The 25,573-nt window shown below is 63.0% G+C and carries 27 protein-coding genes; 14 read left to right on the forward strand and 13 right to left on the reverse strand.

The genetic code is table 11. The features are described 5' to 3' along the window. Positions 1-52 precede the first annotated feature (52 nt). Together ACS3WA_RS00855 and ACS3WA_RS00860 are read right to left on the reverse strand one after the other, a co-directional pair. Complete coding sequence (locus ACS3WA_RS00855) at positions 53-838, reverse strand: molybdopterin-dependent oxidoreductase (RefSeq protein ID WP_438276685.1); 786 nt, start codon at positions 836-838, stop codon at positions 53-55. A 110-nt stretch (positions 839-948) separates the two neighbouring features. Beyond that, positions 949-1,578, reverse strand: a complete 630-nt coding sequence (locus ACS3WA_RS00860) for a cytochrome b/b6 domain-containing protein (protein WP_438276686.1) — start codon at positions 1,576-1,578, stop codon at positions 949-951. Positions 1,579-1,739: 161 nt separating this feature from the next. Here ACS3WA_RS00860 and ACS3WA_RS00865 point away from each other — a divergent pair, with 161 nt between their 5' ends. From ACS3WA_RS00865 to ACS3WA_RS00885, 5 genes are all read left to right on the forward strand, one after another. Further along, on the forward strand, positions 1,740-3,272 hold the full coding sequence (locus tag ACS3WA_RS00865; RefSeq protein ID WP_438276687.1) for a malonate--CoA ligase: 1,533 nt from the start codon (positions 1,740-1,742) through the stop codon (positions 3,270-3,272). A 194-nt stretch (positions 3,273-3,466) separates the two neighbouring features. Beyond that, positions 3,467-3,865 (forward strand): succinate dehydrogenase, cytochrome b556 subunit, encoded by a 399-nt coding sequence (gene sdhC / locus ACS3WA_RS00870; protein ID WP_438276688.1) that lies wholly within the window; start codon positions 3,467-3,469, stop codon positions 3,863-3,865. Between the two features lie 29 nt (positions 3,866-3,894). Continuing rightward, the gene (gene sdhD / locus ACS3WA_RS00875; protein ID WP_438276972.1) at positions 3,895-4,269 is read left to right on the forward strand and encodes a succinate dehydrogenase, hydrophobic membrane anchor protein; all 375 of its coding nucleotides are present in this window, start codon (positions 3,895-3,897) and stop codon (positions 4,267-4,269) included. 3 nt (positions 4,270-4,272) lie between these two features. Further along, positions 4,273-6,096 carry a succinate dehydrogenase flavoprotein subunit gene (sdhA, locus tag ACS3WA_RS00880; protein ID WP_438276689.1) on the forward strand — a complete coding sequence of 608 codons (1,824 nt, stop codon included), beginning with the start codon at positions 4,273-4,275 and terminating at the stop codon, positions 6,094-6,096. Between the two features lie 179 nt (positions 6,097-6,275). Next, positions 6,276-7,058 (forward strand): succinate dehydrogenase iron-sulfur subunit, encoded by a 783-nt coding sequence (locus tag ACS3WA_RS00885; protein WP_438276690.1) that lies wholly within the window; start codon positions 6,276-6,278, stop codon positions 7,056-7,058. A gap of 33 nt (positions 7,059-7,091) precedes the next feature. On the opposite strand, the gene ACS3WA_RS00890 is transcribed toward ACS3WA_RS00885, so the two are convergent. Together ACS3WA_RS00890 and ACS3WA_RS00895 are read right to left on the reverse strand one after the other, a co-directional pair. Beyond that, positions 7,092-7,520, reverse strand: coding sequence for a CAP domain-containing protein (locus ACS3WA_RS00890; RefSeq protein WP_438276691.1), 429 nt, complete (start codon positions 7,518-7,520; stop codon positions 7,092-7,094). Between the two features lie 672 nt (positions 7,521-8,192). Then, a complete protein-coding gene (locus ACS3WA_RS00895; protein WP_438276692.1) occupies positions 8,193-8,603 on the reverse strand; it encodes a hypothetical protein in 411 nt (136 codons plus the stop codon). 338 nt (positions 8,604-8,941) lie between these two features. Here ACS3WA_RS00895 and ACS3WA_RS00900 point away from each other — a divergent pair, with 338 nt between their 5' ends. Continuing rightward, a complete protein-coding gene (locus tag ACS3WA_RS00900; protein ID WP_438276693.1) occupies positions 8,942-10,069 on the forward strand; it encodes an OmpA family protein in 1,128 nt (375 codons plus the stop codon). Between the two features lie 305 nt (positions 10,070-10,374). Here the strand turns inward: ACS3WA_RS00900 and ACS3WA_RS00905 are convergent, their stop codons facing one another. The 7 genes from ACS3WA_RS00905 to ACS3WA_RS00935 all read right to left on the reverse strand — a co-directional run bounded on the left by ACS3WA_RS00905 (position 10,375) and on the right by ACS3WA_RS00935 (position 16,479). Continuing rightward, positions 10,375-11,604 carry an argininosuccinate synthase gene (locus ACS3WA_RS00905; RefSeq protein WP_438276694.1) on the reverse strand — a complete coding sequence of 410 codons (1,230 nt, stop codon included), beginning with the start codon at positions 11,602-11,604 and terminating at the stop codon, positions 10,375-10,377. Positions 11,605-11,680: 76 nt separating this feature from the next. Continuing rightward, on the reverse strand, positions 11,681-12,469 hold the full coding sequence (locus ACS3WA_RS00910; RefSeq protein WP_438276695.1) for a phosphatase PAP2 family protein: 789 nt from the start codon (positions 12,467-12,469) through the stop codon (positions 11,681-11,683). 149 nt (positions 12,470-12,618) lie between these two features. Then, positions 12,619-13,095: a hypothetical protein gene (locus tag ACS3WA_RS00915; protein WP_438276696.1), complete on the reverse strand. Its 477-nt coding sequence runs from the start codon at positions 13,093-13,095 to the stop codon at positions 12,619-12,621. 254 nt (positions 13,096-13,349) lie between these two features. Next, the gene (rlmN, locus tag ACS3WA_RS00920) at positions 13,350-14,558 is read right to left on the reverse strand and encodes a 23S rRNA (adenine(2503)-C(2))-methyltransferase RlmN (protein WP_438276973.1); all 1,209 of its coding nucleotides are present in this window, start codon (positions 14,556-14,558) and stop codon (positions 13,350-13,352) included. A gap of 199 nt (positions 14,559-14,757) precedes the next feature. Continuing rightward, entirely contained in the window at positions 14,758-15,306 is a 549-nt protein-coding gene (locus ACS3WA_RS00925) for an invasion associated locus B family protein (RefSeq protein ID WP_438276697.1), read from the reverse strand. A gap of 367 nt (positions 15,307-15,673) precedes the next feature. Next, positions 15,674-16,051: a YkvA family protein gene (locus ACS3WA_RS00930; RefSeq protein WP_438276698.1), complete on the reverse strand. Its 378-nt coding sequence runs from the start codon at positions 16,049-16,051 to the stop codon at positions 15,674-15,676. Positions 16,052-16,152: 101 nt separating this feature from the next. Further along, positions 16,153-16,479 carry a 4a-hydroxytetrahydrobiopterin dehydratase gene (locus ACS3WA_RS00935; protein WP_438276974.1) on the reverse strand — a complete coding sequence of 109 codons (327 nt, stop codon included), beginning with the start codon at positions 16,477-16,479 and terminating at the stop codon, positions 16,153-16,155. Between the two features lie 119 nt (positions 16,480-16,598). On the opposite strand from ACS3WA_RS00935, the gene ACS3WA_RS00940 reads away from it, so the two are divergent. The 3 genes from ACS3WA_RS00940 (at position 16,599) to ACS3WA_RS00950 (ending at position 19,236) form a co-directional block, all read left to right on the forward strand. Then, positions 16,599-18,044 carry a TAXI family TRAP transporter solute-binding subunit gene (locus ACS3WA_RS00940; protein WP_438276699.1) on the forward strand — a complete coding sequence of 482 codons (1,446 nt, stop codon included), beginning with the start codon at positions 16,599-16,601 and terminating at the stop codon, positions 18,042-18,044. Between the two features lie 348 nt (positions 18,045-18,392). Then, positions 18,393-18,731: a ferredoxin FdxA gene (gene fdxA / locus ACS3WA_RS00945; protein ID WP_438276700.1), complete on the forward strand. Its 339-nt coding sequence runs from the start codon at positions 18,393-18,395 to the stop codon at positions 18,729-18,731. 112 nt (positions 18,732-18,843) lie between these two features. Then, positions 18,844-19,236 (forward strand): DUF488 domain-containing protein, encoded by a 393-nt coding sequence (locus ACS3WA_RS00950; RefSeq protein WP_438276701.1) that lies wholly within the window; start codon positions 18,844-18,846, stop codon positions 19,234-19,236. Between the two features lie 87 nt (positions 19,237-19,323). Here the strand turns inward: ACS3WA_RS00950 and htpG are convergent, their stop codons facing one another. Continuing rightward, on the reverse strand, positions 19,324-21,222 hold the full coding sequence (htpG, locus tag ACS3WA_RS00955; RefSeq protein WP_438276702.1) for a molecular chaperone HtpG: 1,899 nt from the start codon (positions 21,220-21,222) through the stop codon (positions 19,324-19,326). Between the two features lie 151 nt (positions 21,223-21,373). Between htpG and ACS3WA_RS00960 the strand changes: the two genes are divergently transcribed. The 5 genes from ACS3WA_RS00960 (at position 21,374) to ACS3WA_RS00980 (ending at position 24,816) form a co-directional block, all read left to right on the forward strand. Next, positions 21,374-21,607 carry a hypothetical protein gene (locus ACS3WA_RS00960; protein WP_438276703.1) on the forward strand — a complete coding sequence of 78 codons (234 nt, stop codon included), beginning with the start codon at positions 21,374-21,376 and terminating at the stop codon, positions 21,605-21,607. 120 nt (positions 21,608-21,727) lie between these two features. Next, positions 21,728-22,390, forward strand: a complete 663-nt coding sequence (locus ACS3WA_RS00965; protein ID WP_438276704.1) for a PepSY-associated TM helix domain-containing protein — start codon at positions 21,728-21,730, stop codon at positions 22,388-22,390. A 10-nt stretch (positions 22,391-22,400) separates the two neighbouring features. Beyond that, positions 22,401-22,913, forward strand: a complete 513-nt coding sequence (locus ACS3WA_RS00970) for a DUF2271 domain-containing protein (RefSeq protein ID WP_438276705.1) — start codon at positions 22,401-22,403, stop codon at positions 22,911-22,913. Positions 22,914-22,976: 63 nt separating this feature from the next. Next, positions 22,977-23,786, forward strand: a complete 810-nt coding sequence (locus ACS3WA_RS00975) for a DUF4198 domain-containing protein (RefSeq protein WP_438276706.1) — start codon at positions 22,977-22,979, stop codon at positions 23,784-23,786. A 7-nt stretch (positions 23,787-23,793) separates the two neighbouring features. Further along, positions 23,794-24,816, forward strand: a complete 1,023-nt coding sequence (locus tag ACS3WA_RS00980) for an FAD:protein FMN transferase (protein WP_438276707.1) — start codon at positions 23,794-23,796, stop codon at positions 24,814-24,816. A gap of 3 nt (positions 24,817-24,819) precedes the next feature. On the opposite strand, the gene ACS3WA_RS00985 is transcribed toward ACS3WA_RS00980, so the two are convergent. Beyond that, positions 24,820-25,506: a Fe2+-dependent dioxygenase gene (locus tag ACS3WA_RS00985; RefSeq protein ID WP_438276708.1), complete on the reverse strand. Its 687-nt coding sequence runs from the start codon at positions 25,504-25,506 to the stop codon at positions 24,820-24,822. Positions 25,507-25,573 lie beyond the last annotated feature (67 nt).

A 25,573-nucleotide genomic window follows, 5' to 3' on the forward strand; every position in this document is an offset into this window, starting at 1 on the left:
TAGTATCCGTGCGGCCACCTATAGCAGCCGGAAATGGCAGCGGCCAGTCGCGTCAGATGCCGCTAAAGGAATTATAACCCTGGTCCTCCCAGTAGCCGCCCTTGTAGTCGTTGGTGACCTCCATTGAGACCACGTACTTTGGATTCTTGAAGCCGAGCTTGGTCGGAACCCGGATCTTCATCGGGTAGCCGTACTTGCGCGGCAGGATTTCGCCATCGAACTTGAAGGTCATCTGGGTCTGCGGATGCAGCGCGGTCGCCATGTCCAACGGGCTGTTGTAGCCGTCGACATCGGCGCACTGAAACCAGCAATATTTCGCACGGGTGTCTGCGCCGACCAGTTTGAGAAAATCGCGCAACGGTGTCCCGCTCCAGCTTCCGATGGCGCTCCATCCCTCGACGCAGACGTGCCGCGTGATCTGCGTGACCTCGGGCAGCTTGTAAAGGTCGTCGAGCGTCCATGATTTGGTGTTGTCGACGAGGCCGCGCACTTCGAACGCGTAGTCCTCGCCGTCGATGTCCGGCGCTTCATCCTCGGAATAGTAGCCGTTGAACGGAAACGGCCGGGTGATGTCGGCTTCCTTATAGGTCGGCGCCAGCGTGTTCGGATTGAAGATCGCGGCCTGCACCTTGTCATTGAACTTCGAAATCTGCGCGAGCAGCTTTTCCGCCGAAAAACTGTCCGATACGTCGCACCCGGTCAGCAAGGTCAATGCGCCGAGGCTGGCGCCCCCGGCGATGAAACGGCGGCGCGCCGGATCGGGCAGCAATTTCGCTGCGTCCCTGACAAGCAACTTTTTGTCGACGCCCGGGATCAGAAGCGAACTGAGACGGCGCATGACTAGCTCTCCCAGAGCATGATCCCGAAAAGTGGAAACCGATTTTCGGATCAGATCATGCTCAATCAAAAGAATAAGGCCAGGCCTGATCCGACATGGTTGAATCAGACCTAGCGGCCGGCAACCATCGCGCGCAGGCTTTTTGGCACCAGCAGCGCGAGCGCGACATGCACGACGAGAAACGCGACGATCAGCGCCATGCAGGTAAAATGCACATAGCGCGCGAAATCGTAGCCGCCGAACACGGCCGTCAGCCACTGGAACTGGACCGGCTTCCAGATCGAGAGGCCCGACAGCACCACCACGATCCCGACAAGGATGATGGCGGCGTACAACAGCTTCTGCACCTGATTATATCTCGACAGGTCGGCATGGGACAGCTTGCCGGTCAGCGCCGCCTTGGTATCGGCCGCAACGCCTGATGGCGTGATCGGCCATAGCTTGCGGCGGAAGCGACCTGTGGCGAGGCCGAGAACGAGATAGACGAGGCCGTTGACCACCAACAGCCACATCGCCGCGAAATGCCACAGCAGTCCGCCGGCGAGCCAGCCGCCGAGCGTGATCGAACGCGAGAAGGTGAAGTCGAACAGCGGCGAGGCGTTGTAGATCTGCCAGCCCGACATGATCATGACGATCATCGCCGCCGCATTGATCCAGTGGACGACGCGAACCCACGCCGGCTGAATAACTCCGGCGGAAGCAGGGGCGGTGCGGCCGCCGCTGGCTGAAATGCTTGTCATGAAACAACCGCCTCCATCGGGCGTCGGTGGCGCTATAAAGGCCCGCAGATATGTATGCCGGTATATGTTACGGCATTGCCGAATATCACCCGGATCGGCGCACCAACGCGTCACAACTTAGCGATCAGGCCGTCAGGATCAACGCCCGCAGGAACTCCGCCATGAACGCCAACCTGTTTTCGCGCCTGTTCGACGATCTCGACGACGCAGACCGGCTCGCGATCGAAACGCCGGGCGGCCGTCGCATCACCTATGGCGATCTGATCGCGTTTTCGGGGCGGCTGGCCAACGTGCTGGCAGCGCGCGGCGTCAAGCCGGGCGACCGCGTCGCGGTGCAGGTCGAAAAGTCGGTACCGAATCTCGCGCTCTATCTCGCGACGGTGCGCGCCGCGGCGGTCTATCTGCCGCTCAACCCGGCCTACACCCTCAACGAACTCGACTATTTCATCACCGATGCCGAGCCTGCGCTCGTGGTGTGCGATCCGTCGAAAGCGGATGGCCTCGCGGCGATCGCGGCGAAAGTCGGCGCGAGGGTCGAAACGCTCGACGCCGGCGGCAAGGGATCGCTGGCGGAAGCCGCAATGGCGGCACAGCCTGAATTCGACACGGTCACGCGGGCCAACGACGACCTTGCGGCTATCCTCTACACCTCGGGCACGACCGGACGCTCCAAAGGCGCGATGCTGACCCACGACAATCTGGCGTCGAACGCCTCCAGCCTCGTCGACTGCTGGCGCTTCACCGACCAGGACGTGCTGATCCACGCGCTGCCGATCTATCACACCCACGGACTGTTCGTCGCCAGCAACGTCACGCTGCTGGCGCGCGCCTCGATGATCTTTCTGCCGAAATTCGATCCCGGTCTCGTCATCGAACTGATGACTCGCGCCACGGTTCTGATGGGCGTGCCGACGTTCTACATACGCCTGCTGCAAAATCCGGCGCTGATGCATGAATCGACCAGCCGCATGCGGCTGTTCATCTCCGGCTCGGCGCCGCTGCTCGCCGACACCCACCGCGAATGGTCCGCTCGTACCGGTCACGCCGTGCTGGAACGCTACGGCATGACCGAGACCGGCATGAACACGTCGAACCCCTATGACGGCGATCGCGTCCCCGGCGCGGTCGGCCCCGCGCTGCCCGGCGTCTCCGTCCGCGTCACCGATCCGGAAACCGGAACGGAACTGCCGCGCGAGACCATCGGCATGATCGAGGTCAGGGGGCCGAACGTGTTCAAGGGCTATTGGCGGATGCCGGAGAAGACCGCGGCGGAGTTTCGGCCCGACGGTTTCTTCATCACCGGCGACCTCGGCGAGATGGACGAGCGGGATTACGTGCACATTCTCGGCCGCGGCACGGACCTTGTGATCACGGGCGGCCTCAATGTCTACCCGAAGGAAGTCGAGAGCGAGATCGACGCGCTGCCGGGTGTGGTCGAAAGCGCCGTCATCGGCGTGTCGCACCCGGACTTCGGCGAGGGCGTCACCGCTCTCGTGGTCCGCGACAAGGATGCCGCTGTGACTGAAGCCGATGTGCTTGACGCGCTCAAGGACCGGCTGGCCAAATTCAAGAGGCCGAAGCGCGTGATCTTTGTCGATGAACTGCCCCGCAACACGATGGGCAAGGTGCAGAAGAATATCCTCCGCGACACCTATGCCGATCTCTACAGGAGAAACTGGCCGGCGCAGCCATGAATGGCGCTTCAGGGATCCGGCTCGGATGCGGGGTATGTTAAGGAAATGTCAATGCGCTAGTCCTGAACTGCCATTCGCAAATCGCGATTTGAGCGTTGCGCAGGCTGTTTTGACCCCATAAGTATATGAGCAGAATTGCTTGTCGCGGATCCCAATTGGGTGGCGCCGCGCACCCGCAACCAGCGAAGGCATCGATGGCTATCAGAATCGAACGTCCGCTTTCGCCGCACCTGCAGATTTACCGCTGGACCCTGACGATGACATTGTCCATCGTCCATCGCGCGACCGGCGTGGCACTTTATTTCGGGACGTTGCTGCTGGTCTGGTGGCTGATCGCGGTGTCGTCCGGGCCGGGCGCCTACGCCGCGGTTCAGTCCTTCACCGCAAGCTGGATCGGCCGGCTGATCGCCTTCGGATACACCTGGGCGCTGATGCACCACATGCTGAGCGGGGTTCGCCACCTGGTCTGGGATCTCGGCTATGGATTCAAGCCGGCCGAGCGTGAATGGCTCACCCGGGCGACGCTGATCGGCGGTATCCTGCTCACGGTGCTGCTGTGGATCATCGCCTATGCGACCGGCGGCGGACGATGACCATGCAGCCGCTTCCCCGTCCGAAGTCGATGCGGACGCCGCTGGGGCGGGTTCGCAACCTCGGCGCGGCCCATTCCGGAACCAAGGACTTCTGGCGGCAGCGCGTGACCGCGGTCGCGATGGTCCTGCTGATCGTGCCGATGGTCGTGGTCATGATGATCCTGCTCGGCCGCAACCAGGCCGGGGCGGCGCAGATTCTCGGTTCGCCGCCGATCGCCATCATCATGCTGCTGTTCGTCGTGGCCAGCATCTGGCATATGAAAATCGGAATGCAGGTGATCATCGAAGACTACGTGCATGACGAGAAGTTCAAGCTGATATCGATCATGGCCAACAACTTCTTCTCCGTCACCCTGGCGCTGGCCGCCGCTTATGCCATCTTCAAACTGTCATCCGGAGTGTAGTTCATGGCCGGAAACGGCAGTGCAGCGCCAGCCGCCAACAGCAAGGCCTATCCCATCGAAGACCACACTTATGACGTCGTCGTCGTCGGCGCCGGCGGAGCCGGCCTGCGGGCCGCCGTGGGTTGCGGCGAGGCCGGCCTGCGCACCGCATGCATCACCAAGGTGTTTCCCACCCGCTCGCACACCGTGGCGGCGCAGGGCGGCATCTCCGCCTCGCTCGGCAACATGCACAAGGACGACTGGCGCTGGCACATGTACGATACCGTCAAGGGATCGGACTGGCTCGGCGATCAGGATTGCATCGAGTACATGGTGCGTAACGCGCCGGAGGCGGTCTACGAACTCGAACACTGGGGCGTGCCGTTCTCGCGCACCGAGGACGGCAAGATCTACCAGCGCCCGTTCGGCGGCATGACCGTCGATTTCGGCAAGAGCCAGGCCCAGCGCACCTGCGCCGCCGCCGACCGCACCGGCCATGCGATGCTGCACACGATGTATGGCCAGGCGCTGCGCCACGCCGCGGAGTTCTTCATCGAGTTTTTCGCCATCGACCTTATCATGGACGATCAGGGCGTCTGCCGGGGCGTGATCGCGCTCAAGCTCGACGACGGCACGGTGCACCGCTTCCGCGCCCAGACCACGATTCTCGCCACCGGCGGCTACGGACGTGCCTACGCCTCATGCACCTCGGCGCATATCTGCACCGGCGACGGCGGCGGCATGGCGCTGCGCGCAGGGCTGCCGCTGCAGGACATGGAGTTCGTCCAGTTTCACCCGACGGGCATCTACGGATCGGGCTGCCTCGTCACCGAAGGCGCGCGCGGCGAAGGCGGCTATCTCGTCAACGCCGAGGGCGAGCGTTTCATGGAACGCTATGCGCCCTCCGCCAAGGACCTCGCCTCGCGCGATGTGGTCTCGCGCGCGATGACGATCGAAATCCGCGAAGGCCGCGGCGTCGGCAAGAAGAAAGACCACATCTTCCTGCATCTCGACCATCTCGACCCGAAAGTGCTGCACGAGCGGCTGCCCGGCATCTCTGAATCGGTGAAGATCTTCGCCGGCGTCGACGTTACCCGCGAGCCGATACCGATCCTGCCGACCGTGCACTACAACATGGGCGGCATCCCCACCAACTTCCACGGCGAAGTGGTCACCAAGAAGACCGGCAACGACAACGCGGTCGTGCCCGGCCTGATGGCGGTGGGCGAAGCCGCCTGCGTCTCCGTGCACGGCGCCAATCGCCTCGGCTCCAACTCGCTGATCGATCTCGTGGTGTTCGGCCGCGCCGCCGCCCAGCGCTGCGCCGAGAAGCTTACAGCCGATGCCGCGCAGCCCGACCTGCCCGCGAATTCCAGCGAGATGGCGCTCGGCCGGCTCGACAAATTCCGTTACGCCTCCGGCGGCACGCCGACCGCCAGGCTGCGCGAGAGCATGCAGCGGGTGATGCAGACCAACTGCGCGGTTTTCCGCACCCGCGACGTTCTGACAGAAGGTCAGAAACTGATTCACAAGGTTTATGACGGGATCGCCGACATCGCCGTGTTCGATCGCTCGCTGGTGTGGAACACGGACCTGGTAGAGACGATGGAATACGACAACCTCATCTCCCAGGCGGTGGTGACGATGGATTGCGCCGCCAACCGCACAGAAAGTCGCGGCGCCCATGCCCGCGAGGATTATCCCAACCGCGACGATCAGAACTGGATGAAGCATACGCTGGCCCGGCTGAGCGATCGCGGTGTCACCACGATCGATTACCGTCCGGTTCACGACTACACGATGACCAACGACGTTCAGTACATCCCGCCGAAGGCGCGGGTGTATTGAGAGACAGAACTTTGAGACAGAATTTTCACAGCCCGTCATTCCGGGGCACGAGCAAAAGCGAGCGAACCCGGACTCCATGGACCGGGTTGAAGAGTTGAGGATGGATTCCGGATCTGCATCCGGCCGGCTATCGCCGCCCGGAACGCATTCCGGAATGACGAAAAAGTGGGACCAGACCGATGGTTAAATTCGCGCTTCCGAGAAATTCGAAGGTCACCGGCGGCAAGACCTGGCCGAAGCCGGAAGGCGCGACGGAGACGCGCGAATTCAAGGTCTATCGCTGGAATCCCGACGACGACAATAATCCGAGCATGGATACCTTCCATGTCGACGTCAACGAATGCGGCCCGAGGGTGCTCGACGGTCTGATCTGGATCAAGGACCATATCGACCCGACCCTGACCTTCCGACGCTCCTGCCGCGAAGGTGTGTGCGGCTCCTGCGCCATGAACATCAATGGCCAGAACACGCTGGCCTGTACCAAATCGATGCACGACATCGCCGGCGACGCGGTGAAGGTCAGTCCGCTGCCGCACCAGCCCGTGGTGAAGGACCTCGTGCCGGACCTGACGAATTTTTACGCGCAATACGCCTCGATCGAACCGTGGCTGAAGACCACGACGCCGACGCCGCAGAAGGAATGGCGGCAGAGCCGCGAGGACCGCGAGAAACTCGACGGCCTCTACGAGTGCATCCTGTGCGCCTGCTGTTCGACGGCTTGTCCGAGCTACTGGTGGAACAGCGACCGCTTTCTCGGCCCCGCCGCGCTGCTGCAGGCAGCGCGATGGGTCAGCGATTCGCGCGACGAAGCCACCGGCGAGCGCCTCGACTACCTCGAGGATCCGTTCCGGCTCTATCGTTGCCACACCATCCTGAATTGCACCAAGGCCTGCCCGAAGAACCTGAACCCGGCGGAGGCGATCGCCATGCTGAAGCTGAAGCTCGTCGAGCGGCAGGTCTGATTCCCGGCGCGATAGCGATCCGTGCGCACCGCCTCAATCCGTGATCACCATGGCCCAGAAGCGCCGATAGGGCGATGACGGCTTCGCAACCGACGCGACGCCGACACGCCGCGCGCCCGGCATCTGAAGGTTGGCGCGGTGCCCGCTACTCTCGGCCCATTGCCTGATCGTTTCGGCGCAGGTGAGAAAACCGGCCGCGACATTCTCGGCCGCCAGCCGGCGATGGACCGGCGCGATCCGGATGAAGAAGTTGCCATTCACGTTATGGCTGACCGTTTCCGCCCGAGCCATCGCTGCGGCCTGTTGTCGCGCGATCCGATCGAGTGCTGCATCGGCGCGAACGGCTGACAGCCCATGCGCGCGACGATAAGCGCTGATCGCGGATGCGCAGCCGCCCGCATGAGCCGAGCTGTTCGCGATCATGGCCAACATTGCGACAGCAGCCAGTGAAACGGTTCTCATGCAAAGCACCTCATCAGGTTCCATTGTGCGCAACGTCCGGTCGGCAACGCCGCAACGGCTTGCGGAACATCACGCCTCATCGGCCGTTAGGTCCGCAAGAGATCCCGATCCTCGACGGTCATGGGAACGGCGATTACGGCCCCCACTGACAAGGGCCTCTGTCAGCCTCTGAATGGAGACACGCGATGGATGTTCAACCGACGGAAGTGCCGCCCGTCAAGCCGGGCCGTCCGACGGAGCCACCCCGCGAAGATCCGCCTGGAAGTCCGCAGCCTGGTCCCGACATTCCCCCGCCAGTGCACGAGCCGAACTCGCCGCCCCCACCTCCGCGAGAATTGCCGGGCCAGATACCGGAGGAATTGCCGACACAAACTCCCCCGACTCCGCCCGCGCAACCTCCTGCGACCGATATGCTCAAGTAGCTGCTGATGACTCGCTCCAGATGACGCATGATCTGAATGCAGCGTGAATTCCGCACGCTTTTTATAGAACACATCTGAAAATAAATCAGTCCGCGCTGCGGATCGCTGCCACATTACAGCCTTATCGCTATTCGTTGATCACGCTCCCGTCACCATCGGCCAGCAAGCTTTGCGCTCGTTGCCGAAACTTTTGTTGGGATAAAGATTGTCATGACGAACTTTCGCCTGGTCCTGCTGGCCACGTCGGCTCTCACTGTCGCGTCGTTGACGCCGCCGCCGTCACACGCGCAATCCGCGCCGGTCCAACTCGCGCAGGCTTCAGCGCCGGCCGAACAGGGCGAGGGCGAGGGCGAGCGACGACGGAAAGGACCGCCTCCAAACGCCGCACCGACTCGTCAAGCGCCATCAGGTGCTCCGGCGCGGCCCGCTCAACCGCCTCATGCAGAGCCGCAAAGGACCGCGCCGACTCCGCCCGCTGCTGCCCGGCCTGCTCCGCCGCCGCATGTCGCGCCGCCCGCGGCCGAGCGGCCAAGGCCGGTGACGCCACCGTCGCACGCAACGCCTCCAGCCGAGCCGCGAGCCGCACCTGCGCCGCAGCCCCCGACTCCTCCAGCAGCACCGAAGCCTCCTGCGCCGCCAACCGCCGCGCCCTCCTCTCCATCAAAGGGCGCGCCGCCGCCGGCTGCAGCAAGACCGGCCCCGGCGCCTGCTCCGACCGCGCAACCGCAAACCACGCCGCCTGCCAATGCGGAGCCAGGCGCGACCAGGCGCGGCGAGGGAGGCCGTGGTGGACCCGGAGGACGCGAGCATACCGGACCTGGTGAACGCGGCGGTCCGCCGAATGGTCGCGGGGGCCAACGTGGCGGCACAGCGCCGGCGCAAACGACCCCGACGCCCAACGCGGTCGCACCAACCACGCCGACGTCGCCCCGCGAAGTCCCGGCCGCGCCGTCTGCGCCGGCGGGTTCAGCCCCGACCACGACGCCGCGCGGCGCCGCGGTGCCGAACGGGACCAAGGCGGAACATGCGCCCTCCACTCCCGGCGGTCAGACCGCGCTGCCGGCCGGTGCACCGGTCCCCCGTCACGGGCCGCCCACCGTCACAACCCCGCTGCCGCCACCGCCCTCGAGCGCTCAGGACCTGCGACCGATCGCGCCAAACGCGGCACGGCAAGGGCCACGCAACATCGATGCGTTCCGCTCCGAGCGGCGCGAGACGCAGCAGGGTGGCCGCACCGTCATCACCGAACCGGGCCGCGTCATCGTGCGCGATCCGAGCGGGCAATCTTTCATCCGGCACAACGAGGAAGATCGCTTCCGCTATGGCGCGCGCGATATCCGGCAAGAGCGCGTCGGCAACGATACCCGCACCGTCGTGGTGCGGCCGGACGGCACGCAGATCATCACGATCGATGACCGCGATGGCCGGATGCTGCGGCGAATTCGCCGCGATCAGCGCGGCCACGAAGTGATCATCATCGACAACAGCCGTGGCTACGGTGGCGTCGGGGCAGGCGTCGCCGCGGGCGTGGTGGCCGGGGCGATCGGAGGCTATTTCGTCTCGCTGCCGCCGCCGCGCATCGGAATTCCGCGCGACCGCTACATCGTCGAGGCCGAAGATGCGCCGCCGGAGGTGATCTACGATACGCTGCTGGCGCCGCCGGTAGAACCGATCGAGCGCGCCTATACGCTCGATGAAGTCCGCTACAGCCCGATGGTGCGCGCGCGGATGCCGAGTATCGATCTCGACACCATCAACTTCGAAACCGGATCGTGGGACATCGGTCCCGATCAGGCGTCGAAACTGCGGGTGATCGCCGACGGCATCAACCGCGCGATTTCGCGCAATCCAAGCGAGGTGTTCCTGATCGAGGGCCATACCGATGCGGTGGGCAACGACGTCGACAACCTGTCGCTGTCGGACCGCCGCGCGCAATCTGCCGCCGAGTTGCTGACCCAGCAATTCCAGGTGCCGCCGGAGAATCTGGTGACGCAGGGTTACGGCGAACAGAACCTGAAGGTGCAGACCGATGGTCCGTCGCGGGAGAACCGGCGCGTCACCGTGCGCCGCATCACGCCGCTCCTGAACGGCGGAACGGCCTCAGCCGCCCCGCCACCGCCGCGCTGATACGCGGTTTACGAACGCAAATGGCCGGGAGCGATCCCGGCCATTTTGTTATGCTATTATCTTTTCGCCGCTGTCAGAATTTGATCAAGACGTGAGGCGTCATCGTCCGCGAAAGCGAACTCCCTCTCCCGTGGGAGAGGGTTGGGGTGAGGGGTTTCGACTTATCTATGGGGTATGCCCCCTCACCCGGATTGCTCGGCGACGCATTCGCGCGCCAGAGCAATCCGACCTCTCCCCATGGGAGAGGTGAAGAGAATTGCCCAATCCATCTCGTAGAGTAGCAGATCCTATGTCCTGAGCTGCTGTTACAGCCCCAGCTTCTTTCTGCGCTGGCCGAGCGTGCGCAACCTCAGCGCGTTGAGCTTGATGAAACCGGCCGCATCGCGGTGATCGTAGGCCACCGCCCCTTCCTCGAAGGTGACGAGGTCCTGATCGTACAGCGAGTACCTGCTGTCGCGACCGACGAGGATGACGTTGCCCTTGTAGAGTTTGAGCCGCACCTGGCCGGTGACATAGTGCTGGCTCTGGTCGATCGCGGCCTGCAGCATCTCGCGCTCCGGCGAGAACCAGAAGCCGTTATAGATCAGCTCGGCATATTTCGGCATCAGTTCATCCTTCAGATGCGCCGCGCCGCGATCGAGCGTGATCTGCTCGATGCCGCGATGCGCGACGAGAAGAATGGTGCCGCCCGGCGTCTCGTACATGCCGCGTGACTTCATGCCGACGAAACGATTCTCGACCAGGTCGAGCCGGCCGATGCCGTTGGCGCGGCCGAGTCCGTTCAGCTTCGCGAGCAGTGTGGCGGGAGACATTTTTTTGCCGTCGATGGCAACGGCATCGCCCTGCTCGAAATCGATCGTGATGTAGGTCGGCTGGTCCGGCGCGGCCTGCGGATCGATGGTGCGCGAATACACGTAGTCCGGCACTTCCTGCGCCGGGTCTTCCAGCACCTTGCCCTCGCTGGATGCGTGCAAGAGGTTGGCGTCGACCGAGAACGGCGCTTCGCCGCGCTTGTCCCTGGCGATCGGGATCTGATGCTGTTCGGCGAAGGCGATCAGTTGCTCTCGGGAGCGCAAATCCCATTCGCGCCACGGCGCGATGATGGTGATGTCGGGCTTCAGCGCGTAATAGCCGAGTTCGAAGCGAACCTGATCGTTGCCCTTGCCGGTCGCGCCGTGCGCGACCGCATCGGCCCCGACTTTCTCGGCGATCTCGATCTGCTTTTTCGCAATCAGCGGTCGCGCGATCGAGGTGCCCAAGAGATACTGGCCCTCATAGACCGCGTTGGCGCGAAACATCGGGAACACATAGTCGCGGACGAATTCCTCGCGCAAATCCTCGATGAAAATGTTCGCGTCCTTGATGCCGAGCAACTGCGCCTTCTTGCGCGCCGGCTCAAGCTCCTCGCCCTGACCGAGATCTGCCGTGAAGGTCACGACCTCGGCGCCATAGGTGGTCTGCAACCATTTCAAGATAATCGAGGTATCGAGCCCGCCCGAATAGGCGAGCACCACCTTCTTCACCTTCTTGCTCATGAAAATCCTGTGGGATGACTTGAATTCGGCGGGACTATAGGCGGAACCGGACCTCGTGCAAGGTCCCTTGGACGCTTCAGAGCGGCTTCTCCGGCACAGGCACCGGGCCGACATCGCGGCCCCGCCATCGCTGCCGCATCCGATAGCCGGGCCAGGCGAAGCGCGTCAGCGCGGCATCGATCTCGGCGTCGCTTTTGCGCGTCGACGGCCAGCGATAGACGTAGCCATGAACCAGCCAGATCACCAGGAACGCCACCAGACCGGCGGTCGCCACGTCGGTGAAGAAATGACCGCCGAACGCCATCCGCAGCACACTGGTAACGACGCCGAACGTGACCGCGCCCGCATAGGCCAGCGGCCGCCACACCGGCGGCGTCAGCGCGGCCGGCGCCAGGGTCCAGAACGCGGTCGCGCCCTCGCCGGAGAAAAACGAACAATTCCGGCCGCACTCGCCGCGCGGGTCCCACCACGCCATGAATTTCCACGGGCCGTTGAATTCCGTCACCATCACCGGACGCGGCCGTCCCCAATGGCTCTTGAACGTCAGGTTGGTCAGGATGCCCGCGCTGAGCAGCATGGTGATCAACAGGAACGTCACGGTCCGGCCCGACATCAGCAGCGGACGATCCGGGCGGAACATCTTCACGGCCAGCGCGACGATCGCGGGCAACGCGAACGCCCACGCCACCCACATCGCGGCGTTGCGCGCAAACGAGGCCAGCGCGTCGGCCTTGAGCGGAAAGGTCCTGGTCGCGGGATCGTAGAACAGCGCGGCAAGCTGCAGATCATATTCGGGATGAATCCCGAACACGATCCCGATTACGAGCGCGAGCCCGAGCGCAACGATCAATCCGGCGCGGTTCATGACGCGCGGTTTAGCGCATGATCCCGAAAAGTGGAAAACCGGTTTTCGGATAGGATCATGCTCAATCAAAAGGATAAGGCTAGAGTCTGATTCAACGCAGTTGAACCAGACTCTAGCCGACGGCGAGGGACATGAAAAGCCCGCACGACTCAAGTCCGCACCGGCGGATCGGGCGACCGGGGGCTGCGTGGTGGCTGCCGCCACGCGCCGGCATTGCGGCCGGCGATCAGCCAATAGGTGAAGCCCGCCATGACCCCGGCGCCCGTCATGATTTCGAGGTGGCGGCGCACGATGCCTTCGAAATGCATGGTCGCCGGGTCGAACGGAATCAGGCCGAGATAGCAGGCGGCGCCGCAGATCGCGCCGCCGACGGCGTAGGCCACTATGCCGCGGATATAAAACGCTTCGGTGATGAGAACCAGGATCATCGCCGGCACCAGAGCGAAGCCGCTGACGAAGATGAAGCCGAAACCGAGCACGATGTTGAGCGTATCGGGGTCGGGTGACTCGATGCCAAGGTCAGTGAACTCGGGATAGAGCAATGCAAGCACAACGATCATTCCGGCCACGAAGCAGGCAGCCAGAAATCCGAACAGGATCACGAACAGCCGGCCGATCAGGGACATGACCATGCCTGCCTGATGTCGCTGCCATTCCTCGAGACTCGTCGAGAGGGTGTGCTTCTCTGAAGCAAACGGGAATCTGAGCCGTCATCGTCCGCCAACGGGTCCGGCTTCGCCGGCCCGATGACGGACTCGGCGGACGATCCAGTATTCGAAGCCAATGCGATGAAACCGGACACCAGCCGAGAATACTGGATACTTCGCTTTCGCGGACGATGACGGTTTACGTGCGGCTGTCCGGTCAAATGACGCACGCCTCAATCCGTCATCGCCATGGCGCGAAGCGCCTGACGCTCGCGGGCCGACAGTTTTTCGGTTTCGGACTTGAGCTGCCCGCAGGCGGCCAGAATATCGCGGCCGCGCGGCGTGCGCACCGGCGAGGAGTATCCGGCGTTGAAAATGTATTCGGAAAATTTCTCGATCTGATCCCAGTCCGAGCATTCATAACGCGTTCCGGGCCATGGATTGAATGGGATCAGGTTGATCTTGGCGTGGATGCCCTTGAGCAGCTTCACCAGCAGTTTGGCGTCGTCGAGCGAGTCGTTGACGCCCTTCAGCATCACATATTCGAACGTGATCCGCTTGGCGTTGGAGGCCGCGGGATAATCGCGGCACGCCTGCATCAACTCCGCGATCGGATATTTGCGGTTCAGCGGAACGAGTTCGTTGCGCAACTCGTCGCGCACCGCATGCAGCGAGATCGCCAGCATCACGCCGATCTCCTCGCCGGTGCGGATGATGTTCGGCACCACGCCCGACGTCGACAGCGTGATGCGGCGTTTCGAGATGCCGATGCCTTCGTTGTCGGCGACGATCAAAAGCGCGTCGCGCACGGCGTCGAAATTGTAGAGCGGTTCGCCCATCCCCATCATCACGATGTTGGTGACAAGGCGGTGGGTCTTCTCCTCTCCCGGGGGCGAGGACACCGAAGAAGGCCAGTCGTTCAGCCGGTCACGCGCGACCACGATCTGGCCGACGATCTCACCTGCCGTGAGATTGCGCACCAGACGCTGGGTGCCGGTGTGGCAGAAGGAGCAGTTCAGCGTACAGCCCACCTGCGAGGAGACGCACAGCGTGCCACGATCGGTCTCGGGAATGTAGACGCATTCGACTTCGTGCGGCTTTTCGAGATTGTTGCCGCTCGGCAGCCGCAGCAGCCATTTCCGGGTTCCGTCATTGGAAATCTGCTCGGCGACGACTTCCGGCCGATCGACCGTGACGTGCTTTTCCAGCTCGGCGCGCATGTCCTTCGAGACGCTGGTCATCTCGCCGAACGTCCTCGCGCCGCGGACATACATCCAGTGCCAGAGTTGCTGGACCCGCATCCGGCGCTGCGCCGGCGCAACGCCGACGGCGGCTAGGTATTCAGATATCTGCGCGCGTGACAGGCCGATCAGCGACGGCTTCGCCGGCGGCACATAGGTTTCAAGCGGGGTTTTCTCAAGCGCGCCGTCGGCGGGCAGCATTCCGCGCGCGCCCGGCACGCCCGCCGCAGCGGCGGTTTCGGTCGGAACGGCACTCAGGTTGCGGGAGGGTTCGCTCATGCCGCATGACATAAGCCTTTCACGGCTCGCTGAAAAGCGGGCAAATGTTCCCGGCCGCAGAACGTGGATTCGGGCTCGACCAGCTTTTCCGCGTCATTTGCGAAGAACGCAAATGAGCGAGCTAGCGCCTGCAATCCTGCGCGACTTTGTCCAGCGCCTGGGACAGGCCTTTCAATGAAAAGACGTCGATGGTTTGCGTCCCCTTGGACGATACGCCCTTGACGGTCGCATCGGCGGACTTGCGCATCGCATCGATCAGCCGGCCTTCCTCGGCGGCGTTCTTGATCCAGATGCCGTCGCCCTGGGTGTACATCTCGAAGTTCGCCCCGCCGACTTCGAGCGTGGCTTCCGAACCCGGCTTGAGCCGATATCCCATCGAGACCGACACTTCGTTCGCAACTTTTTCCGCCGGGCGTGTCGAGATGAAGGCGTAGGCTGGATCGCGCGGCCGGTTCGGCGGATTGGTTTTCGAGGATGACGGCTTGGCGAGGGCGAAGCAGACCTTCTTGCCGTTCGGTGATGCGGTGTAGGCGCCCCACGCGCCGAACTGTCCGAGCAGCGTCGGCTCCGAACCGCCGGCTGTCGGCGCGCTGAACGCGGGAGCAAGGCCGATGCCGCCTGCCAGCAGACTTCCGACCAGAACTGTCAGCAATTGCCGCATAGACATCATCAAATCTCGTCCTTCATCATTGTGACTGGAAGATGGCTTGACGTGCGCGGGTCACGCATCATCCGGGAATAGCGGGAAACGCCTGATTTGTGAAGGCGGCTCCATCCTCGCGGCTTGCATCATGATTCGCAAGCGAGCGATGTGGATTGACATTCGCGGGACAGGCGGCGCGCGAAATATTTTGCGTGCGCAAGGAAAATGCGGAAGCCGCGATTCGCGAACTCAATTGCGCCAGCGAAATCGCGGGTGCAATCCAAGGCGAGAAGACGCGACCGGCGATCACGCGACCGTGTCATGCGGGACATGAGGAGACATGGGGGAAGCCCGCGCATTCGCAGCGGCGCCCGGTTCGTCATGCGGGGAGCACTTACGTCTCTGCGTTCTCTATTCCGCGCTTCAATGCCGCGCGCGCAGCCTCGCGATGCTCCGGCGTGATATAGGCAGCGACGATCCTGATCGCCGTCGCAAGTACCGCGGCATCGTCGGTGAAACCGAGAACCGGCAAGACGTCCGGAACAAAGTCGAACGGCAGGATGAAATAGGCGATGGCGCCGAGCAGCGACGCCTGCACATGGCGCGGCGTCTGCTTGTCGAAAGCACAGTAGTAGGCGGCAAGCAGGTCTTCCGCGAACGGGACATTGGCGATGACGCGCTTCAGCTTGCTCCAGAATCGCCGGCGCACGCTCTCGCGGTCCTGCGCCAGCCGCTCGGCCGGCTCGAATCCTACGCTGTGTTCGGATGCCATGGTCAAGGGTCCCGAAATGTCATGGGCCGCGGATCACCGAAATCCCCGCCTCCCCACACGTGGGAGTTCCGTTTGCCCGCCGCAAGGCCGGCATCGGCCATTCAGGCCACGCCGAACTGCCTTGCGACCGCGTCCATCGCCTCGGCAAGCCTGATATCGCGCTCGGTCACGCCGCCGGCGTCATGGGTCGCGAGCACGACCTCGACCGTCTTGTAGACATTGCGCCATTCCGGATGGTGATCGGCCTTTTCGGCGATCAGCGCGACCCGCGTCATGAAGCCAAAGGCCTCATTGAAATCCCGGAATGTGAAAGTGCGGGCGATGGCGTCACGGCCCGCGACCTCCGACCAACCCGACAACGCCTTGATCGCCGCTTTTCTTGCGTCCGCCGACAGCCGTTCCGCCATGTCTGCCTCCTTTGATCGAATCGTTCCGGTCCATGCCACAATGCCGGTCCAGAACGAGAACCGGTTCTAAACCATAACGAAAACGTAACTCCGGCTCCGCCGGAAAATCGCTAGAATGTGAGGGCAAGCGTATTGGCAGCATGACATCAGATTCCAGCCGATTGTCTACCAGACCGGAGGCCGACGGTCCCGGTGCTGTTCAATCCCCTGAGTCCCGGCGTTCGGTGCGGCGCAAGTTCGCGCTTGTGCTGCTGGCCGGAGTGCTCGCTTTGACCGGCGCGGTCGCAGGAATCTACTATTACACCATGCGCCCCGTGGTGCTGCAGGTCGCCGTCGGTCCGGCGAACAGCGACGACGCGAAGGTCGTTCAGGGTCTGGCGCAGGCCTTTGCACGCTCCCACCAGCAAATCCGCCTGCATCCGATGCTGACCGATGGAGCGACCGCAAGCGCCTCCGCATTGTCCGATGGCGAGGCCGATCTCGCGATCGTCCGCGGCGATCTCGATGTTCCGAAGAATGCGCAAGCCGTCGCGACGCTGCGCAAGAGCGTCGCGGTGTTATGGGTTCCGCCGAAGCCAAAGGGCAAAAATGCCAAGGCCGCGACAATCAAGACCATCGCGCAACTCGCCGGCCGTCGCGTCGGCGTCATCGGCCAGACCGACGCCAATGTGAACCTGCTGAAAGTCATCTTGCAGCAATACAACGTCGATCCCGCCAAGGTGGACATCGTCCGGTTCGTCACCACCGAAGTCGCCCAGGCGATCCGGGCCCAGAAGGCGGGTGCGTTCCTCGCCGCCGGTCCCGTCAACAGCAAGATCACCGCGGATGCCATTGCGGCCTCCGCGCGAGACGGCGGCGCGCCGACCTTCCTCGCAATCGATTCCGCCGACGCGATCGCGCAAAACCATCCGGTCTACGAAGCCGCGGAAATCCCGCCGGGCGCATTCGGCGGCTCCCCCGCCCGCCCGGACGAAGAAGTGAAAACGATCAGCTTCTCGCATCACGTCGTCGCCCGAAAAAGCCTCTCGGACGCGACCGTCGCCGCATTCACCCGGCAGCTTTTCGCGATCCGGCAACAGGTCATGTCGGATTTTCCGCTGGCCGCGAAAATCGAAACGCCCGATACCGACAAGGACGCCGTGATTCCGGTTCACCCGGGCGCTGCCGCCTATGTCGACGGGGAAGAGAAAACCTTCCTCGATCGCTACAGCGATTACATCTGGTGGGCGCTGATGGCGATGTCGGCGACGGGATCCCTGGGCGCCTGGTTCGCAAGCCACCTGAAAAAGGAGGAGCGAGTCGGCAACGTGACCCAGCGCGACCGGCTGCTCGACATGATCGCGCTGGCACGCCGCAGCGATTCTCCGGACGAACTCGACCAGATGCAGGCCGAAGCCGATGCCATCCTGCGCGATACGTTGAACCGTTTCGAGAACGGCGCGATCGAGGAAGGATCGCTGGCCGCCTTCAACATCGCACTCGAGCAGTTCCACAACGCGGTGGCGGACCGCAAATGGCTGCTGATGAGCACGCCGCCGCGCCCGCAAACTGCGAGCGTTCAGCTCCGCGCGACGACCGGACCGTAATACTGATGGCATTGGCGGATCGGAACCCGCGGCGGACGAGAATCGCGATAAAATATTGATTTCCGGCTGCACCGGGCGTATACATAAGAAGCATCTTTAATGCATGTTATTGAAGAGTATGCGTCTGCCGTCGGGAGTCTGGCCTCAATACCAAGGCACCGCTTCTGTTCGCTGATCTCCTGGTTGGAATTGCGCTTGCATTCGCGTGTCGGCGGGCGACATGATCTTCTCGGCTATGGCGCCTGGATGTATATAGACGAGAAGGGTATTCGGTGGATCGTCGGCGCATATGCGCCGGACTAGCGCCGGTGCAGATCCAGCTCCTTCTGTTCTCGCGGAGTATTCGAGATGACTTTCGTTGTCACCGAAAATTGCATCAAGTGCAAATACATGGATTGTGTAGAGGTATGTCCTGTCGACTGCTTCTACGAAGGCGACAACATGCTGGTCATCAATCCGGATGAGTGCATCGACTGCGGCGTTTGCGAGCCGGAATGTCCGGCCGAGGCCATCAAGCCTGACTCCGAGTCGGGCCTCGAAAACTGGCTCAAGCTGAACGCCGAATATTCATCGGTCTGGCCGAACATCACCATCAAGCGCGATGCTCCCGCCGACGCGAAAACCTTCGACGGTGTCACCGGCAAGCTTGAGCAATATTTCTCGGCAAATCCCGGGCAAGGCGACTGAGGCAACGCGTCGCGCTCAGCCAGAGCGCGATCAGCAAAGCGGATACGGGTTGTGTGTCCGATCACGCTCCAAATATATAAAACGATGTAACTCGCATCTGAACGAAAGGCCAATGACGCGGCTTGCGGCCAGAAACATCAGCGTGAAGCGAGCCTACGAGCCGCCCGCGAAAGGCGATGGCACACGCATACTGGTTGACCGCTTGTGGCCCCGGGGCCTTAGCAAGGCAGACGTGGCCATCGATCATTGGCTGAAAGACATCGCGCCCAGTACCGACCTGCGCAAGTGGTTCGCTCATGACCCCGCGCGCTGGCAGGAGTTTCGGCAGCGATACGCGGATGAGATTCACCAACACCCGCAACAGCTCGACGAACTGCGCGCATGCGCCCGGTCGGGCCGGATAACGCTTGTCTTTGCGGCGCACGATGAATCCCGCAACAATGCGGTTGTCCTGAGAGAGGTTCTTCTGGGCCGCATCGGCACCGGGCCTGCCCACTCTGCCTAGAGCCTTGTCGCTCCTGACGGAATCAGAAGCGAGACTTTGATTTTGTTTGGAGCATGTTCTTCACGCGAACCGGCATCCATCCTCGGGTCAAGCCGAACCGCGCAGTCCCCGTTCGACGATGCGGGCCAGACGCCTGGAAAATTCGAGCGCATCACTGGGGCGGTCACCGTCGAGAACGCGCGCGTCATCGAGCAGCATTCGCGCCGTGTCCTCCTTGAACACACGATCGCTGTCCCCAAGCGCCGCCAGCGAAGCGATCAGCGGATGCCTCGGGTTCACCTCGAGAACCGGCTTGGACGCGCCGGTGAGTTGTCCGACGCCGACGAGAATCTTTTCCAGTTGCCGATCGGGTCCTGACTCGGCCGCGACAAGACAGACGGGGCTGTCGGTGAGGCGCTCGGACGATCGCACGTCGGATACCAGGTCCGAAAGCGTGGTCTTGAGAAAGGAGAGGAACTCGGTGACTTCAGCGCTGACATCCTGCGAAGGCTCGGCATTCGCGTCTGCGCGCGGGATCGCCGCGAGATCCGCCGCACCCTGCGTCACGGACTTGAACGGCTTGCCCTCGAAGTTCGGCCCGGACGTGACCCAGAAGCTGTCAACCGGATCGGACAGCAGCAGAACCTCCACGCCGCGGGCACGGAAGCCTTCCAGATGGGGCGATGCCTCGAGATGCGCGGCGTCGTGCCCGGCGAGATAATAGATCGACGTCTGATTGTCCTTCATGGCGCCGACGTAGTCCTTGAGACTTCGCAGCGAGCCCGCCGTGGTCTTGAAACGGCAAAGTCCGAGAATGACATCACGCCGGTCATAGGCGTCGTAGATGCCTTCCTTGAAGAGCGGACCGAAGGCCTCCCAGATCTTTCCATAAGCCGTCGCGTCCTTTTCGGCGAGCTTCTCGAGCTCGCTCAGGATGCGGCCTGTGATGCTCTTCTTGATCGCCGCCAGAATCGGGCTTTCCTGAATCATTTCGCGCGAGATATTGAGCGGAAGATCAGATGAGTCGACGACGCCGCGCACGAACCTGAGATAGCGGGGCAGCAGATCGGCATCGTCGGTAATGAAGACGCGCCTCACGTAAAGCTTGATCGGTCCCTTGCGCTCGGTCTCGAACAGATCGAAAGGCCGGGTCTGCGGCACGAACAGCAGCGCCGTGAATTCCTGCCGCCCTTCGGCGCGGAAATGCACGGTCAGCGCCGGCTCGTCGAATTGACCCGCCACGCTGCGGTAAAAATCGGCGTATTCGGAAGCGCTGATCTCGCCGCGCGGCTTGGTCCACAACGCCGCGCCATCCGCGATTTCCGTCGCGGCGGCGCCGGGCTTTTCGACAAGCACGATCGGAACAGGCACATGGCCCGATTGATCCCTGACGATCTGTTCGAGCTTGGTCCGGTCGGTATACGCCTTGGAATCTTCCGTGAGATGAAGCGTCACGCGGGTGCCTCGCGCAGGCGCCTCGCTCACATCCACCGGCGTGACCGTGAATGTCCCCTTCCCGTCGGACGACCAGCGCCACGCCTCGCTTGCACCGGCACGCCGCGAGATCACGTCGACCCGATCCGCCACCATGAAGGCGGAGTAGAAGCCGACCCCGAACTGGCCGATCAGATTCACGCCCTCGCCCGCTTCGGCAGCTTTGGCCTGCTCGATGAAAGCCTTGGTACCCGAGCGGGCGATTGTTCCCAGCGCATCGACCATCTCGTCATGGCTCATGCCGATGCCGTTGTCCTCGACCGTCAATTGCCGCGCTTCGGCATCGATCGCGAGAGTGATCTGCGGTCTGGTGTCGTCCGGGAGCAAAGCAGGATTGCTGATCGCCTCGTAGCGCAGCCGCTCACAGGCGTCCGCAGCATTCGAAATCAACTCCCGCAAGAACACGTCCTTGTCGGAATAGACCGAATGCACCATCATCTGGAGCAGCTTGGCGACATCCGCTTCGAATGCCCGGCTTTCGGCCGCGCCATCCCTGTCGATCGTCGAGGTCATCGTCTCCTCACCTTGAATATCCTGACGCAAGTCATTTGCGCTCGATGTATAGAAAATATGCCACCGGCATTCCAGTCTGTCGGGGTCGTATTTTCCACCCCCGGTCCGGCCAAACACCGGCGGGACGCGTCCGGTTTCGACTTCCCCCGCCGTGAACCGCGCCCTGCAGCCAGCAACGGTCTGGATCGAGACGCGCGCGGAAGCGACAACAAACGATCAGGCGACGCGCCGCATTCCCGTCTCGGGTCCGTATATCTGCGATGTCGCCTATCGATCCTCAATGCGTGCCGGCGTTCGCTCGCAGCTCGTCACGTCGGAGACGCACTTCGGCGACGATGTCGGAGAACTGATCGGCATAGCGACAGAACAGCGCAGGCCAGTTTAGAACGAACCTAATTTCGTCCTGTAGTAAAGCGATGTCGGCTTCGCTAAACAATTTGCGCTGATCTGAAAGGTGCCGCTCGCACTGTTCGATTTGCACGATCTGGCAACAGCGACGATACGAATGGACAACCCGGACAGATTGACAGTCGACGGCGACGAACTCTGGAAGCGAAAGAAACGTCGCGCGTTCCTTATCAACCAGCTCTACCAATGGCATTGGATCAGCTCGGGTCTCTGTCTGATCGGGATGCTGATGTTCGCGTTGACCGGGATCACACTGAACAATTCCGGACGGATCGAAGGGAAGCCGAGCGTTGCGACGCATGAGGCGCAGCTTCCACCTGCCATGATCGCCGATCTGAAATCCGAGCCCGCCGCTGCCAAGGCACCTCTGCCGCCGGCAATCAGCGCGTGGTTGCAGCGCGAAGTCGGCGTCAATACCGCCGGCCGCGACACCGAATGGTCGGCCGATGAGGTCTATGTCGCTCTGCCGCAGCCCGGCGGCGATGCCTGGCTGAGCGTCCAGCGCGATAGCGGCGCGGTGTCGTATGAGATCACGACGCGCGGCTGGATTGCCTATCTCAACGATCTTCACAAGGGCCGCCATGCCGGCAAGGCGTGGAGCTGGTTCATCGACGCGTTCGCGATCGCCGCGACCATCTTCTGTGTCACAGGCCTCTTGCTGCTGCAGCTTCACTCCAAGCGGCGGCCGGCCACCTGGCCCGTCGTCGGCATGGGCCTGATCATTCCGATGCTGCTCGCCGTTCTTCTCATTCATGGATAGAAGGTCAACAATGCGTCTCCTGATTTCCGCCGCACTCACCACCCTTGCCGCCGGTTCGTCGCTGGCTTCCGAAGCCACGATCAGCATCGATATTCCGCAGCTCAGCGTGGTCGAGTATCACAAGCCCTACGTCGCCATGTGGGTCGAAAAGGCCGACGGCGGCAAGATCACGAATCTTGCCGTGTGGTACGACGTCAAGCACAAGGACAACGAGGGCACCAAGTGGCTCAAGGATCTGCGGCAATGGTGGCGCCGCACCGGCCGCGAGCTGACGATGCCGACCGATGGCCTGTCGAGTCCGACCCGCGCGCCCGGCACTCACCAGATCAAGTTCGATAGCGCGTCAAAGCCCATCGACGGGCTCACTCCCGGCAGCTACCAGCTCGTCATCGAGGCCGCGCGCGAAGTCGGCGGCCGCGAGCTTCTGAAAATTCCGTTCGAATGGCCGCCGAAAGCCCCGGCGAACGGCGAGGCCAAGGGCGAACGCGAGCTTGGCTCGGTCTCATTGAAGCTGACCCCCTGATCTGCCGCCCACGAATACGCCGCGCATTGTCGCCCCTCAGCTTTCATGGATAAGGATTTCGCCATGACCAACCCTCTCAAGCTCGCCCTGATCGCAGCGACCGCTTCACTGCTGGCTCTGCCCGCGCAGGCACATCGCGGCTGGCTGCTGCCGTCAGCCACGGTATTGTCCGGATCAGACCTCTGGGTCACGGTCGACGCTGCCGTCTCCAACGACCTGTTCTACTTCGAGCATAATCCGTTGCAGCTCGACAACCTCTCGATCGAAGGCCCTGACGGCAAGGCCATCACGCCGGAGAACGTGGCAAAAAGCCATTTTCGCAGCTCCTTCGATTTCAAGCTGGCGCAGCCCGGCACCTACAAATTGACGGTGGCCAACCAAGGCCTGTTCGCCAGCTACAAGGTGGACGGGCAGAACAAGCGCTGGCGCGGCAAGCCCGAGGAACTCGCCTCGGCCATTCCTGCCAATGCAACCGACGTGAAGGTTACGGAAAGCCGCGGCCGCATCGAATCCTTCGTCACATCGGGCAAGCCTTCCGTCGAGACGCTGAAGCCGACGGGCGTCGGGCTCGAAATGGTTCCTGTCACCCATCCGAACAATCTTGTCGCCGGCGAGAAGGCGACGTTCCGCCTGATGCTGGATGGGCAGCCCGCCAAAGGCGTCGCGGTCGAGATCGTCCCGGGCGGGATTCGCTATCGCGACGCGCTGAATGACACCAAGGCCACCGCCGACGAGACCGGCACCTTCAGCGTCACCTGGCCGGCGCCCGGCTTCTATTGGATGAGCGCGTCAGTGCGCGACGACAAGAGCAAGATCAAGAACGCCCAGCGTCGCAGCAGCTACGCCGTCACGGTCGAAGTGCTGCCGCAGTAACAAACCGATGAGAGCGTCAGTCGCCCGGCGAGTGGCGATCCCGACAATGCCGGCGAGTCCGCCGGCCATTCCGGCGGGCGGACGCATTCAGGACCTCAGCGGCGCGACCATGGGCACCACATGGTCGTGCCGTTTCGTCGGTTCGGCCGCGAGCGCGCAAACGCTGCGCCGGACAATTCCCCTCGCGCTCGATCGCGTCATCGCGCAGATGAGCCCGTGGGAGGACCAGTCCGACACCAGCCGGTTCAACCGGCTGCCGCTGAATCAATGGCAGGACCTGCCGCGCGAGCTCAGCCAGGTGATGGCGGGCGCGCTGCGCATCGCACAGGAATCGGGCGGAGCCTATGACCCGACCATGGGAGCGCTGATCGATCTCTGGGGTTTCGGCCCGAGCGGACCCCGCACAGCGCCGCCGCCGCCGGATGAGATTGCCCGACTCCATCAGGCTTGCGGATGGCGGCAACTCGAGTTCGACGCCGGAGCCCGCCGCCTGCGTCGCGACAATCGCGGGCCGGTCAATCTCTGCGGTATCGCCAAGGGCTTCGCCGTCGATCTGCTGGCGGAAACCCTGCTCGAGCTTGGCATTCACAATGCCCTGGTGGAAATCGGCGGCGAATTGCGGGGGCACGGAGTCAAACCCGACGGCAGCCCGTGGTGGGTCGAGATCGACCGGCCCGCCGAGGCTGCGGCGGACGTCGCGGCCCAGCCGATGCTCGTTGCCTTGCACGACCTCGCGATCGCGACATCCGGCTGCGAACGCGGCTTCGCTCACGACGCGCGGCATTTCTCCCACACGCTCGATCCGCGAACCGGATGGCCGATCGCCAACGGCATGGTCACCGCGACCGTCCTGCATCGCTCCTGCATGGAAGCGGATGCCTACGCGACGGCGCTGATGGTGCTTGGGCCGGACGCCGGAACCGATTTCGCCGTCAGGCACCAACTGGCGGCGCTCATTCGCTTCGCGGACCGCGACAGCGACAGCATCGTTGAACAAACCACGCCCGCTCTCGACGCCATGCTGGCTTGAAAGTCAGGTCAGCGCCCATTGCCGCAGCAGATTATGATACAGCGAGGTCAGCGACACCAGGGACGGGTGTTCGGGATGGTCGGCGTTGAGGCGAATGATCGACATATCCAGGTCGAACATCATCGCGCGTTTCGTGACCTCGGCGATCATGCTCTCGGTCCAGAAAAATGACGCGAGACGCGTACCGCGAGTCACCTTGGTGACAAGGTGAACGCTGGTGCCGGGATACACGATCATGTCCCCGGCCGGCAGCTTCACCGAATGCGAACCATAGGTGTCCTCGATCACCAGTTCGCCGCCATCGTATTCTTCGGGCGACGACAGGAACAGGGTCGACGACACGTCGGTGCGCACGCGTCTTCCGGTTCCGGGAATGGTGCGAATGGCGTTGTCGACGTGGGAGCCAAAATTCATCTCCCCATCCGCGTCGTATCGATTGAACAGCGGCGGAAAGATCGTCTTCGGCAAGACCGCTGACATGAACAGCGGATTCCGGTTGAGCGCCGACAGCACCATGTCGCCGAGTTCGCGGGCTTCGGGCGTACCTTCGGGCAGTTGCAGGTTGCGCTTGACCTGGGCCGATTGATGCCCGGCGGTGATACGTCCATCCGCCCAGGCGGCCCGTTCCAGCACCTCGCGGCAGCGTTTCACCTGCTCGGGAGAGAGGACATTCGGGATTCGAACCAGCACCGCGACCTTCCTTCAGAAAAAAGCCGGCGCCTTGCGACGCCGGCCCTGATAGCTCACCCTGCGGCCG

The organism is Nitrobacter sp. (assembly GCF_051535235.1).
Taxonomy (GTDB): domain Bacteria; phylum Pseudomonadota; class Alphaproteobacteria; order Rhizobiales; family Xanthobacteraceae; genus Nitrobacter.